The 13,779-nt window shown below is 53.1% G+C and carries 11 protein-coding genes; 1 reads left to right on the top strand and 10 read right to left on the bottom strand.

What is annotated here, in order from left to right; genetic code table 11:
- Positions 1 to 7 precede the first annotated feature (7 nt).
- Entirely contained in the window at positions 8 to 2,803 is a 2,796-nt protein-coding gene (locus AC0YNX_RS02520) for a calcium-translocating P-type ATPase, SERCA-type (protein WP_475814068.1), read from the bottom strand.
- 155 nt (positions 2,804 to 2,958) lie between these two features.
- On the opposite strand from AC0YNX_RS02520, the gene AC0YNX_RS02515 reads away from it, so the two are divergent.
- Positions 2,959 to 4,803: an Rqc2 family fibronectin-binding protein gene (locus AC0YNX_RS02515; protein WP_475814067.1), complete on the top strand. Its 1,845-nt coding sequence runs from the start codon at positions 2,959 to 2,961 to the stop codon at positions 4,801 to 4,803.
- A 79-nt stretch (positions 4,804 to 4,882) separates the two neighbouring features.
- Here AC0YNX_RS02515 and AC0YNX_RS02510 read toward each other — a convergent pair whose 3' ends face one another.
- The 9 genes from AC0YNX_RS02510 to AC0YNX_RS02470 all read right to left on the bottom strand — a co-directional run bounded on the left by AC0YNX_RS02510 (position 4,883) and on the right by AC0YNX_RS02470 (position 13,709).
- Complete coding sequence (locus AC0YNX_RS02510; RefSeq protein WP_475814066.1) at positions 4,883 to 5,728, bottom strand: PHP domain-containing protein; 846 nt, start codon at positions 5,726 to 5,728, stop codon at positions 4,883 to 4,885.
- On the bottom strand, positions 5,719 to 6,630 hold the full coding sequence (locus AC0YNX_RS02505; protein ID WP_475815161.1) for a selenium metabolism-associated LysR family transcriptional regulator: 912 nt from the start codon (positions 6,628 to 6,630) through the stop codon (positions 5,719 to 5,721). Before AC0YNX_RS02505 ends, AC0YNX_RS02510 begins: the two co-directional genes overlap by 10 nt.
- A gap of 128 nt (positions 6,631 to 6,758) precedes the next feature.
- A complete protein-coding gene (locus AC0YNX_RS02500; protein ID WP_475814065.1) occupies positions 6,759 to 7,196 on the bottom strand; it encodes a hypothetical protein in 438 nt (145 codons plus the stop codon).
- 182 nt (positions 7,197 to 7,378) lie between these two features.
- Positions 7,379 to 7,642, bottom strand: coding sequence for a YlbG family protein (locus AC0YNX_RS02495; RefSeq protein WP_475814064.1), 264 nt, complete (start codon positions 7,640 to 7,642; stop codon positions 7,379 to 7,381).
- A gap of 30 nt (positions 7,643 to 7,672) precedes the next feature.
- On the bottom strand, positions 7,673 to 8,161 hold the full coding sequence (locus tag AC0YNX_RS02490) for a YlbF/YmcA family competence regulator (protein WP_475815160.1): 489 nt from the start codon (positions 8,159 to 8,161) through the stop codon (positions 7,673 to 7,675).
- 123 nt (positions 8,162 to 8,284) lie between these two features.
- Positions 8,285 to 10,144, bottom strand: coding sequence for a helicase-associated domain-containing protein (locus AC0YNX_RS02485; RefSeq protein ID WP_475814063.1), 1,860 nt, complete (start codon positions 10,142 to 10,144; stop codon positions 8,285 to 8,287).
- Positions 10,141 to 11,886 carry a DNA repair helicase XPB gene (locus AC0YNX_RS02480; protein WP_475815159.1) on the bottom strand — a complete coding sequence of 582 codons (1,746 nt, stop codon included), beginning with the start codon at positions 11,884 to 11,886 and terminating at the stop codon, positions 10,141 to 10,143. The genes AC0YNX_RS02485 and AC0YNX_RS02480 overlap by 4 nt, the downstream gene beginning before the upstream one ends.
- 125 nt (positions 11,887 to 12,011) lie before the next feature.
- Positions 12,012 to 12,461, bottom strand: a complete 450-nt coding sequence (locus AC0YNX_RS02475) for a CBS domain-containing protein (protein ID WP_475814062.1) — start codon at positions 12,459 to 12,461, stop codon at positions 12,012 to 12,014.
- Between the two features lie 99 nt (positions 12,462 to 12,560).
- Positions 12,561 to 13,709, bottom strand: a complete 1,149-nt coding sequence (locus tag AC0YNX_RS02470; protein ID WP_475815158.1) for an amidohydrolase — start codon at positions 13,707 to 13,709, stop codon at positions 12,561 to 12,563.
- Positions 13,710 to 13,779: the final 70 nt, after the last annotated feature.

The raw sequence follows: 13,779 nt of genomic DNA, 5'->3' as shown, positions 1-13,779 counted from the left end.
TTTCCCATTATCTTGTAACTGATTTCGGCCCTTGAAGCGGCCATTTGGACTTTTTCTTCTTCTCTGTCGTGCCGAGCACGCTGCCGATACCCATTAAGAACGTCGGAATACCTGCGGCTACGAGGACAAGACACCAGTCGCGGAAGCCAAGCGGCACCGTCTTGAAGATCGGCTGCAGAGCGTCGATATAGAGCACGCCGAGCATGAGCAGCACCGATGAGAGCACCGCGAAGAGCAAATATTTATTTTGCAGCATGTTGCGGTGGAAGATCGAGCGCGAGCTGCGGCAGTCGAAGACGTGAATGAGCTGAGCCATGACAAGTGTGGCAAAAGCAACCGTCTGCGCATGAACGAGATTCGCCGGACTCTTAGGTGCGATTTGCAGTGTAATCCAGAATGCGCCGAGCGTACAGACGCCGATCAGAATGCCCCGGCTAATGATTTTCCAGCCAAGCCGCCTTGCAAAGATATTCTCTTTCGCAGAACGCGGCTTCTGCTGCATTAGATCCTTCTCCGATTGGTCGACGCCGAGTGCCATTGCCGGCAGACCGTCCGTTACAAGGTTGACCCATAGAATCTGAATCGGCACGAGCGGGAGCGGTAGACCTGCCATCATCGCGAGGAACATTGTCAGAATCTCGCCAACGTTGGAAGCGAGCAGATATCGAATGAATTTGCGGATATTCTCATAGATGCCGCGGCCCTCTTCAATCGCAGCGACGATGCTGGAGAAGTTATCGTCACTAAGGACAAGCGACGATGCTTCCTTCGACACATCCGTGCCGGTGATGCCCATCGAAATCCCGATATCCGCGGCTTTAATCGCAGGAGCGTCATTCACGCCGTCGCCGGTCATCGCCACGACATGGCCTTTGCGCTGCAGCGCTTTGACGATCCGAAGCTTATGCTCTGGAGATACGCGAGCATAGACATAGATATTATCGATCAACCGATCCAACTGCTCCTCATTCATGCCGTTCAACTGCTGGCCGCTAATAGCCAGCCCGCCGCGTGGCATAATGCCAAGCTGTCCTGCGATAGCCTCTGCTGTCAGCTGGTGGTCGCCTGTAATCATAATGGTCTTGATGCCTGCGCGGCGGCAGTTCGCAATCGACTCGCGTACCTCGCGACGAGGCGGGTCAATCATACCTGAGAGACCGATGAAGATGAGCTGATTCTCTACATCCGACTCTGCTTCGGTTGCATCATGCGAACGCAGCTCGCGGTAAGCGAAACCAAGCACGCGGAGCGCATTTTGCGCCATCGTCTCTGCCGAATCCGTCACCTTCTGCTTAAGGCTTCCTGTGAACGGTACGACTTTGCCATCCCACAGCACATAGGAGCACTGCTCCATCAGCATATCCGGCGCGCCCTTCGTGCAGATCAGGCGTCCGCCTTGATGCGTGACGAGAACTGACATCCGCTTCCGCTCGGAGTCGAACGGATACTCTTTGACACGTTGGTAGATGCCCTCCATCGACTTCGCTGATACGCCAAGCTTGGATGCAAGCACCGTGAGCGCGCCTTCTGTCGGGTCGCCCTTCAATACCCATTCATCTTGGATGAACGTGCCCTTGCCTTTCTTCCGTTTTGCCGCTTCGCTATCTTCTTCCATTCTGGTGACAACGGCGTTATTACAAAGCGCTGCAACTTGCAGCAATCTGCGCAGCGACTGGTCATGCTTCACATCGACAGCCTTGCCGTTCTCGAAGCAGCCGCCAGCAGACTCATAACCTTCACCAGTGACGTCCAAGCTGTGCCCGCCGATCCAGAGCTTTGTAACGGTCATTTTGTTCTGCGTGAGCGTGCCTGTCTTGTCCGAACAGATGACCGATGCGCAGCCTAAAGTCTCAACGGATGGCAGCTTGCGTACGATGGCTCGTCGCTTAATCATTCGCTGTACGCCAAGGGCGAGCGCAATGGTAACGATTGCCGGCAGACCTTCGGGAATCGCGGCTACTGCGAGACTCACGCCTGCCAGGAACATTTCATAGGCCGGCTGACCATGCAGAATACCTGCTAGAACTACCATTACTGTGAGCGCCAGCGCCACAATAATGAGGATTTTGCCTAGCTGCTCGAGACGATGCTGAAGCGGTGTTTCCATCGATTCGGTCTGTTGGATGAGATTGGCAATCTTACCCATCTCGGTTGACATGCCTGTACGAATAACCATCCCTTTGGCGGTTCCGCGCGTAATCATCGTGCCCATGAAGCCGATGTTGCGCATATCACCCAGCGGCAGCTCGTCTGCGGCAATCGGATTGCAATGCTTGCCGACTGGGACCGACTCGCCTGTCAACGCCGATTCTTCCGCATAGCAGCTGTTCGCTTCAATAAACCGAATGTCCGCCGGAATGCGATCTCCGCTCTCTAGCTCAACCACGTCACCTGGCACGAGCTCGCTCGCCGGCACGATGACGATCTCGCCGCCACGAATCGCCTTCGCTACTGGCGCCGATAAAGCTTTCAGCGCACGAAGCGATTTCTCCGCACGAAATTCTTGAACGAATCCAAGCACAGCGTTAATGACGATAATGGCAATGATCGTAATTGCATCAAGATACTCGCCGAGCAACCCGGATATGAGCGTTGCCCCCATAAGCACAAGCACCATAAAATCTTTGAATTGGCCTAGGAACAGCTTAATCGGAGATGCTTTCTTCCCCTCTGTCAGCTCATTGCGCCCTGTCTGAACGAGCCGCTCCGCAGCCGCGCTTGCCGTAAGACCGGTATCTAATTTAGCCTCAAGCGTTTGCGCCAGCTCGCCTGTTTCCATTTGATGCCACTTTCCATGTTCCATGCCCCGTCTCCCTCCCGTTAACCTGCCGCCTGACGGACAGCCTCTATGGGCTATTTGTATTCGGACAAACTGCAAAATATCCCAGCGAGCACTTAAGTTTTTGTACAAGTTATGGCATGATAGAGAGTGAATCAGATGTAAAGGGGAAGATTAGTATGGCTTTGGACGGAATCGTTACCCGTGCCATCACGCACGAGCTGCAAGCATGCGTAGGAGCACGCATTTATAAAATACATCAGCCTGGACCTCATGATCTTGTGCTGCAAATTCGCGGCGGAGGCGTTCAAGGCAAGCTCCTGATATCCGCGAACCCGACTTATCCGCGCATGCATTTCACGGAGCAATCGTTCATCAATCCGCTGGAAGCGCCGATGTTCTGCATGCTGCTTCGCAAGCACTGCGAAGGGGCCGTGATTGAAGCGGTGCGCCAAGTCGGCAATGAGCGCATCATTCATCTTGATGTGAGGCAGCGCGATGAGCTGGGCGATATGTCTTTCAAAAGAATCATCATCGAGCTGATGGGCAAGCACAGCAACATCATTCTCGTCGATGCTGCGACGGAGACGATTCATGACGGCATTCATCATGTGACGCCAATGATCAGCAGCTACAGGGTCATCATGCCAGGTACGAGCTATATCGCACCGCCGGAGCAGGGCAAGGACGATCCGCTGGCAATGGAAGATGAAGCAACCTTCACCGTTGCGCTGAGACAAACGGCGGATTCGCTTATCAACCCGCCGATTCCGGATGAGGACAGCATTCATTTCGGATCGGTGCCGAAGGCTGCAGACCCTGCTTCGATTACGCCAGGCCAGCTGCTTGTCGGCGCATTCAGCGGTCTTAGCCCGCTTCTGGCGAAGGAGATCATCCACCGCAGCGCGACAGCTGCATCGCCGCTACCGAATGGCGCTGAACACATCGTCACGAATGCAGCGTTGGTATGGCCGGCATTCCGAGACATGATGGAGCAATTCCGTTCCAATCGGTATGAGCCGCAGGTTGTCGCAGCATCCGCTAAGGCCAAGCCAGCATTCTCCGTAACGGCGCTAACGCACTTGGATGGCGAGGTCGTCACCTTCGAAACTGTGAGCCGGTGTTTGGAGGCCTTCTACGGCGATAAGGCGGAGCGCGATACGGTCAAACAGCGTGCGAATGATCTAATCAAATTTCTGCAAAATGAGCGGAACAAAAATACGAAGAAGCAAGGCAAGCTGGAGGAAACGCTGCAGGAAGCGAAGGATGCGGATAAGTTCCGCAGTCTCGGCGAGCTGCTGACGATGAATCTGCATACCATCCAGCGCGGAGACGATTTTGTCGAGACGATCGATTATTACGACGAAGAGCAGCCAATCATTAAGATCGCGCTCGATCCGCTGCTTAACCCATCGCAGAACGCTCAGCGGTATTTCAAGAAATATACGAAGTATCGTAACAGCTTGACGGTTGTCGCGGAGCAGATGGAGCGCACTTCGGAAGAGACGTCTTATCTCGAATCGCTCCTTCAGCAGCTTGAGAGCGCATCGCTATCTGACCTCGACGAAATCCGCGAGGAGCTTGTCGAGCAAGGTTATTTGCGTTCTCGCGAGAAGCGCGGCGCCAAGAAGCGCAAGCCGAAGCAACCGGCGCTGCTCTGCTATACGTCTTCGGAAGGCGTGCCGATCTTCGTCGGGAAGAACAATACGCAGAATGATTTTCTAACGAATAAATCTTCAGCGCCGAACGACACTTGGCTGCATACGAAGGACATTCCAGGCTCCCACGTCGTCATTCGGGGAACTAGCTTCGGCGACGAGACGCTGGAGGAAGCAGCGATGCTTGCCGCACACTTCAGCCAAGCGAAGTCGTCCAGTCTTGTCCCTGTCGATTACACGCTGATCCGCTACGTGAAGAAGCCTAGCGGCGCCAAACCCGGCTATGTCATCTACGACAATCAGAAGACGCTGTTCATTACGCCGGACGAGCAGCGCATCAAAGGTCTCCCATCGGCCATCAAGTAATAAACAATAAAAGACACGAGCCTATGCGGCAGATTGCTCTGCCGCATAACTCGTGTCTTTCTTATTTCTTATTAGAGTCCTATTTCAACTGCTCCAACACTTCAATGCCGACTGACTTCGATCCAAGCTCACCATGAAAAACAACGCCAAGACGCTCGCCGTGATAGTCCGAGCCGCCTGTTACAATTAAGCCATAACGCTGTGCAAGCTCTAGGTACCGCGCCTCATCAGCCTCGGAATGATCGGAGTGGTACACTTCGATGCCATCTGCACCTGCTGCGATGATCTGTTCAACAAGCTCGTCGTTACCGTATAAGCCAGGATGGGCAATGACACAAGCGCCGCCCGCTTCCTTAATCCAAGCAATCGCGTCAAACGGATGTAGCCTCGGCGGGTTTCTGTATGCAGCACCATCACTGCCAAGATATCGATCGAACGCTTCCTGCATCGAGCTGACGTAGCCTTTGCTCACCAGGACCGCAGCAATATGCGGTCTCCCGATCGAGCCGCCGTCCTTGCCTCGCGCACGAGCTTCAGCAATTACTTCGTCCATCGTAATCGTGCAGCCGAGTTCGCACAGCTTCTCGACGATCATATCGTTACGGCGATCGCGTACCGAAACCAGCGTCCCCAGCTTCGATCGCCAACCCTCGTTCTGCCAGTCGATATAGTAGCCAAGCATATGAATATCTCGGCCTTCTGCAACAGTGCTAATTTCCACACCAGGAACGACGGTTATCGCGAGCCGTTCACCCGCTTCCAGTGCTTCCTTGATTCCGTCTACTGTATCATGATCGGTAATCGCAACCGCGCCGAGCCCTCGCGCCTTCGCGAGCGCTACGACCTCAGATGGCCGCATCGTACCATCCGAAGCGGTCGTATGCGAGTGCAGATCAGCTCTCCCACTCAAATCTCCTACAGCCATTGGTGCAAATCCCTCTCTCTCAAAAAGGTTAGGAACGTCACCGCCGAGATGGGCAGCAGCGCAGACTTCAAGAAGATCGAATAAAATTGCCGCTTGAACTGAACGTCCCGAATCGGAATCGTCTGAATAAGGCCAAGCGCAATCTCATGCTTCACCGATGAGCTCGATACAAAGGAGATGCCAAGGCCCGCCTCAACTGCTGATTTGACTGCGCCAGTGCTGCCTAGTTCCATGACGATCTTCATCTCGGACAAATCGATATTCTTCGCACGCAGCACATCTTCCATCACAAGACGGGTACCCGAACCTTGCTCACGGAGTACGAATGGATAGGTCATGACGTCATCGAGCTCAACTTCCTTCGAGCCTGCCAGCGGATGCGATTTGCCAACAATGAGCTTCAGTTCGTCACTCATAACCGCTTCCATGTGCATATCGGGATGATTAACCGGAGCCTCAACAAGACCGAAATTTAGCTGATGGTTAATAATATCTTCCATGATCTGCGCCGTGTTCATCACTTTCATGCTGATGGCGATATGCGGATATTCAGAGCCGAACGGCCCAAGCAGACGCGGCAGAATATATTCGCCAATCGTCAGACTGGCGCCGAGCTGCAGCCGGCCCTTTAGCTGTTTTGTGAATTTAGACATCTGAACGTCCGTGTCTCTAATAAGTTCAATACTGCGTTTTGCATAAGGCATTAGAGCTCGTCCCGCTTCGGTAAGCTCAATTCGTTTCGTTGAACGCTGAAGCAGCTTCGTGCCAAAGTAATCTTCCAGCGACTGAACCTGCATCGTTACAGCAGGCTGTGTCATGTGAAGCGCTTGCGCGGCTGCCGAGAAGCTCCCCCGCTCCGCAACCGTATAGAAGATATGGAGCTGATGAAAATTAAGCGCCATGAAGGGCATCCCTTCCTTTCTCATTGGAACCATTATACAACAATCCGTGAAGCTGTCATCGCCTTTATAAGGCAAAAAGCATGAGCCTGCGACGCCCATGCTTTACGTTACCCATTAAATGTAAGTTATTATTTCCGCTTCCTGCTATTTTTAATTAATGTCATTCTTCTGGAATGTCTCAGCCATGAATAATACGACTTCAGATCACGTAGTTCTATAGTCTCAGACATTCTGCCAAGAAAAGTAACCACAATCATCTTGTGGAGAGGTCCACCAGCGAGATCCGTTTCATTCTCAATAACCGTGAACTCGGCGACGAACACAAGATCATCATCAATTAAATATACGTCCTGTTCGTTGCGATAATAAGGCTCTACACGCCCCTGCTTTAAGGTTTGCCACATAAAATCGGCGATATCCTCGAATCCGGTCTTCTCACTCTCGACACGATCACCCCATCGGCTCCTAGCGTGGTTCGTGATGACGATATCCGCCACTTTCTTGTCACCAAGTGCGATGTGAAAAGTCTCGTAGGTGCTCCAACGTTCTGTCATCTTGTCTTTCACCGCAATCCACTCCTCCTTTGGAAGTAGGACTTATTATCTATATGTACTTTCCAGTTTATTGTAGCATGCCTGTCTGATATTTCAACATTAAAATAACCTTGCTCCATTTATGGGACAAATTGGGATTGGAAAGTTGTAAAAAAAGTCTCGCCATTCACACTGGCGAGACTTTCATGGTGTCATTATAAACTGTAAAATCGCGTTTTGTCTGGTACGCCTTGCGTATATTCGGTCTTGATTTCATTGCGGAACGACCGCTCAATCCGCTTCACAAACGGCAGCCGGCCCATATTGCGAACAACCTCTTCTGCACGATCCGCGTTCATATACATGACCACATAATGCATCTTGCGCGACATGTAATGAACGGTGCCGTATTTCTCTAATGTGCGGGCTGCCTTCAGGTCGCTGACCCACACGATATAACCGACACGTTCCGAAAACATGTAAGCCCCCCGTTTCCCCTCTGGTACAAACTAGCCGCAGCCGCCGCTTCCGCAGCTGCACGATCCGCCGCTTCCACAGCCGCCGCCTTTAGGCAGCGGATCATTGCTCGGCACTTTAATCGTCTCGGACACCGAGAACGCAATTTCTTTCGCAATATCATGCAGCATATCATCTACCGCCTGCTCAGCTGCTTTGTACTTGCTCACGCATTCAATCTCCCCGAGTTGCTGCTCGATCGCGACAACTTTATCCTTCGCCTCGTTGTAATCGGGATGGAAGCGTCCGAAGCGTTCGCATTCCGTGAACAGCTCCTTCGCTTTATTGAATTGCTTCACAAGCTCATGCACCTGTGCATTCTGGTCGACAACATGTTTCCAATATGCGAATTCGGCTACTTCTGCCGACTGGTTTATCATATCGCCAATTTCATAGGCGTTTAACAGCAGCTGACCCATATCCAGCGCCTCAATGTGACTTCCTCCATAAGCATCGAATGCTTCATAGGTGGGCAAGTTCATTTCAAGGCTGTGAGGGTCTGATAATGATATCGTTCTCATTCTATCCGCCCCTTTATGAACTTGAAGGCTATAGCCTACTTTCAATATCATATCATAACGATAGATAAGAAGAAACGGGAGAACCTAATTAATGATCGTGCCTTCCGGCAGCACGAGCATCATTTCCTGCCACATGTCCGGTTGAAGCTTCACGGGCACACAATCCTCGCCCTCCTGCAAGTGCCCGACAACTGCCCATTGGCCTGCTTCATCAACAATTCGCTCGGGAATAAAAGGCTTGATTATGCCTTCACAGCTTAGTTTAACCGCTGTCCGCCAGCTTAACGCCTGTTCCATCAGTTCCCTTCGCGTCGAAAGGTGATAGGCGCGGAATTGTTTCAGCCACATCGCGGGGACGGATTCAATGCCGATAAACAGTGAGCGGACAGCCTTGTGTTCGAGAATCAGCTCGTATGATTGAGTTCCATGGTTACTGTTGCTGCTTCTGCCGCTTCCGTTGCCTCCTTGAAGGACCAGAAGAGACGATTCGTGTTCGCTCGGGTTTGATCCGTGCAGCGTAACAGACATGGCCTCTTCTGTAGATGTAGCAGGAGAGAGTGCCACCACCGCATGTACGCTCATCCCGATCGATATCGCTGCTCGCATCGTCTCTGGAAGAGGCTCATCTGCAGCTGTTTCCAGCATTTGAATGATCTCATCTGCACCAATTCCCTGATCAGCCGCGCGTTTGTAACTGCGCTCTGTCATCCGGTAGACGGTAACACGATCCGTTCTACGGCGCTCCGCAATAATTTCGAGCTGCCACCTGACCTCATAGGGACAATCCTCTTGTACGTAGATATCACCATCAGGCGTGAACTGAATCGCTACCGCTTCGCTGCTGGTGCTGGGCTTGAAGCCATTCTGATCGCCGGCCGCTTCGCTCACGCTGTGCTCGAACGGTTGAATCAACCATCGAAACACAGCAGCGCCAGCCTCCTCCTCCGCGAGTTCTATCCACCCTAATGTGCGAAGCAGCCCGCACCATTGAGCAATCGCATTGTGATGCAGCTTCGTCAAGACTGCACTGCTTGCATGATTCAGCCGCTCCTCCACATCGGAAGCGCTGTACCAGGTATAAGCAAGCGATTGTGTACATAACTCAGCTGCTGCAACTGCTGCAGCAGCATTCTGGTTGCTGAGCAGCTCAAGTATCTGCTGAAGAAGCTTCTCTTCACGTATAGAGGAATGCTGCTTCAGCCAATTCTCCCACGCCGATTGATTGAAATAATAGGAGGTTGCTCGTTCGATGAGCCAGCCCTCTTGCACGGCGAGCTGAAGCATAATCGCGAGCGGCAGCGGATACTGCTGCGCATCATCCGACTGGCTCAGCTCCGCAACGCCAAGCAACTGCTCGCTGTCGTATTGCAGCTGCGCAGCTGCGCTCTCGATAGCGCGCTTCGTGAGGACGCCTCGTGCCGTTCTCTTCAATCCCACATGCTGCAGCACTGCCATGGCATGAAGCAGCTGAACACTTAATGGCGGAACGTAGCCTTCGTTACCCTCTATTGGAACAATATCATATGAATCTATCACTGGCATGGCCGGCAACCGCTTCCCAGCTTGCATGGCATGATACCAGACCATAAACATGTCACTCGGGACTCCATACAACTTCTCGCCCCAACCTCTGCGGACAGCAAACACAATGCCTGCTTCTTGCAAATTAAACAGGCCAATTCGCAGCTCGGACCCGGAGAGCCGCGGCTTCGCTGCCTGCAAGAGCTGTTCCTCGCTGAACAGCGACCGCCCGAATCCGAGCAGAATCACTTCAAGAACATAGTGTGCCGGGTCATCCAGCCTTAGCCATGCCTCTGTCGCGCACGTGCTTGTTGTCAGTGATTCCGGCCACACGAAGCTGCTCATCTCGTTCCACAATGGATGCGCAACAAACCTAAGCCTCTGCTCTTCAGTCAGCTTCCGGGCAATCTCATCAAGCTTCACTGCGCTGCCTCCCGGCTCACTGCGTCATCCTCATAAGCCCATTCGCCTTTCATCTCATCCCATTCCCGCAGGGAATACCGGTAGCCCTGCTCGAGCAAGAACAGCTGGCGTCTGCTCGCATATTCGGTTTCCTTCGTATGCTGCGAAACAACCGTATAAAACCAAGCCTGATTGTCACCAGACTTCGGTCTTAGAATCCGTCCAATCCGCTGCGCTTCTTCCTGTCTTGAGCCGTAGCTGCCCGATACTTGAATCGCTACTGCTGCGTCTGGGAGATCTACGGCGAAATTCGCCACCTTCGATACGACAAGCACAGGGATTTCACCCGCCTTGAACTGCTCGTACAGCTTCGCCCGCTCCTCATGCGGCAGTTCGCCGGTCAAGATCGGCGCATGAAGCTCCTCCGCAAGCCTATGCAGCTGAGTCAGATACTGACCAATCACGAGCGCTGGCTTGCCCTTATGGTAACGCAGCAGCTCGCGCACGACCTCGATCTTGGCGGAATTCTCGCCAGCCATACGCACCTTAGCCTTCTCCTCCGCAGCTACATAATCTTCAAGCTCCTCATGCGCCAGCGGGATCCGGATTTCGGTGCATGTCAGCGAAGCGATGTACTGCCGCTGCTCCAGCGTCTTCCACGGCAAGTCGAAGCGCTTCGGCCCAATCAGCGAGAACACATCCTCTTCCCGCCCATCTTCCCTGACAAGCGTCGCCGTAAGGCCAAGCCGCCTCGTCGCTTGCAAATCTGCCGTCATCCGAAAAACAGGTGCTGGCAGCAGATGCACCTCATCGTAGATAATGAGCCCCCAGTTCCGCTCCTGGAACAGCCGCATATGGCTGTATTCGTCGGTCTTCTGTCTGCGGCTCGTTAATATCTGATAAGTTGCAATCGTGACCGGCTTAACATCCTTCGAATCAGCCGCATAGGTACCGATCTCGCCTTCCCTCAGCGTCGTCTTATCAAGCAGCTCTGCCTTCCATTGCTGCACAGAGGTTACGTTCGAGGTCAGTATTAGTGTGTCACAGCGCAGCCGCGCAAGAGCCGCAATACCGATTACCGTCTTGCCCGCTCCGCAAGGCAGGACAAGCACGCCGCTGCCGCCATCAGCCTGTCCCTCCAAATAGAATAAATTGACAGCTCTCAGCTGGTAATCACGCAGCTCGAATGCTCTGCCTGACGCTGTCCGCTCCTGAAGAGAAACTTCAAGCGCTTCGCCATGCCGGTATCCAGCCAGGTCGAGCACTGGATAGCCGAGCCGAGTAAGCTCCTGCTTCAGCAGCCCTCTAGATTCAGGACGGACGACGAGGTTGTCTTCAGCGTCACCGCTTTCCGAATCCTGCAAAAACCCGCTGATCGTCTTATTCACGCGCAGCGTATTTAACAGCTCATCTTCACCAAGCAGCAGCAGCTTGCCTTCAGCGGTTAGCTGAAGCATCAGCTTGCCATAGCGCTCCGCAAGCTTTCGAATGCCGCTTGTCACCTGCAGAGGTACCTCGTAGCAGCTGTACTCGCCGAGCGCCCGAATCATCTCTTTCGGCGTCATGCCTGCCGAAGCGGCGTTCCAAATCGACATTGGCGTTATCCGGTACGTATGGATATGTCCCGGCCGCTTCGTTAGATCCGCGAAGCGGCTTAGCTGCTCGCGGGCAGCCTCCGCATCCGCGTGCCGATCATCCAGCAGTACAGTAAAGTCAGCCTGTACGCACAAGGGCTTGTCTTCACGTTTCATCACCTGCATCATCCCCCTGAATCGTGGCATTTTGCCCATAGTTGTCCTAATGTTCCTATGACTTCAGTATCCAATGATTCGTACAAAATTATGCAAAAAAAACGCGATCCAGCCCAATCGGCTAAATCGCGTTCACGTTAATGTAAAGTATGCTGTTGTGTATCACCGCCATGCTGCTGCGAAATGCTGCTCAGCGCATCGCCCGCTTCGTTCACGAATATTTCGCGCACGGCCAAATCCCCAATCGAGACGATGCCAACTAGATTGCCATCCTGCACAACTGGCAGCCGCCTGATCTGATGATCGGCCATAATCCGAGCGGCTTCATCAACAGTCGTACTGGCATCAATCGTTCGTATATCGGTCGTGATGACTTCGGATACCGCCGTCGAGCCGGAATGCTTCTCCGCATACCCGCGAACGACCAAATCACGGTCCGTTACGATGCCGATCAGCTTCTGCCCGTCAACGATCGGCACAAACCCGATATCATGGTCCTTCATTAAAACAGCAAGCTCATACACGTTATCAAGTAAAGTGGCTGTCACACAGTTCGTGGACATCAGATCTTTCACAAGTCTCGTCACTTGGCTATTGCTCCTTCCTTAGATGAAGTAGCTGCATCTGCAGCACTGCTCCCATCTGTTAGGTTAGCCTTGACGAGACTCCCTCATGCATCGCATAGCTTACGCGCCTGAAGCAGCTTCCGCTGCAAAATCCTCAGCCATAGCAATCATCAGCTTGGCTGAGCGCAGCATTGCACGCTCATCGATATCGAAGCGTGGATGGTGATGCGGATATGTCGCACCGCTTGCTTCCCCGCCTGCTCCGACGAACATGAAGCAGCCCGGAACCTCGCGTAGATAATACGTGAAATCTTCGCCTGCCATAATAAGCGGCGACTCCGATACGCCTTCTTCTCCGAACTCGGATGGCGCGACCTTGAAGAAGCGAGCCGCTTCCTTCGCATCGTTCACCACCGGCGGATACCCGTCCCGATATTCGAATGTCGCTGTAGCGCCGTACATCGCCGCCGTTTGGCTCACGATGACATTCAGCCGTTCCTTAATAAAGGCACGAATCTCTTCCGTGAACGTTCTCACCGTTCCTGTCATCTTGCACCGCTCTGCGATCACGTTCGCGGTTGAACCGGCTTGAATGGAACCGATAGATACAACAGCCGGATCAAGCGGATTCACATTGCGGCTGACAACGGATTGAATAGCCTGTACGATCGCCGACCCGATCAGCACCGCATCAATGGTCTCATGCGGCAGTCCGCCATGTCCGCCTTTCCCGACAATCTCAATATAGATTTCATCCGGCGCTGCCATGAACGGGCCTGGCTTCGTAGCTGCTGTTCCATACGGCATCGGCGTCCACAGATGCACGCCATAGATCGCATCGACCCCATCCAGTGCTCCTGCTTCGATCATGCTCTTCGCACCGCCTGGAGACACTTCCTCAGCCGGTTGGAAGATCAGCCTGCGCTCTCCGGCAATTGCCGCTTTATTCGCGTTATAGTAACTCGCTATCGCGAGCATCGTCGATGTATGCGCATCATGTCCGCAAGCATGCATGACGCCAGGAACGGTCGAGATATAGTCCGTTTTCTTCTCGTCTTGAATCGGCAAGGCGTCAATATCGCAACGCAGTGCTACGACTGGACCTGGCTTGTCGCCTTTAATTGAAGCGATCAGCCCATAGCCCCCGCCAACACGTTCCTTCACGACAATACCCATTTCTTTAAGTCGTTCTGCAATCCAACGCGATGTTTCCTTCTCGTGAAAAGAAACCTCCGGATGCTGATGCAAATAACGGCGCCACTTCACCATTTGAGGAAAGACAGTTTGCAGCTGTGCTTCTGTTGTTGCTATAATCTCCACGCTTACAAACCTCCTTACG

Source organism: Paenibacillus sp. J31R98 (genome assembly GCF_056269245.1).
The sequence above is the reverse complement of the archived record's forward strand: the minus strand, read 5'-3'. Positions and strand labels throughout refer to the sequence as shown.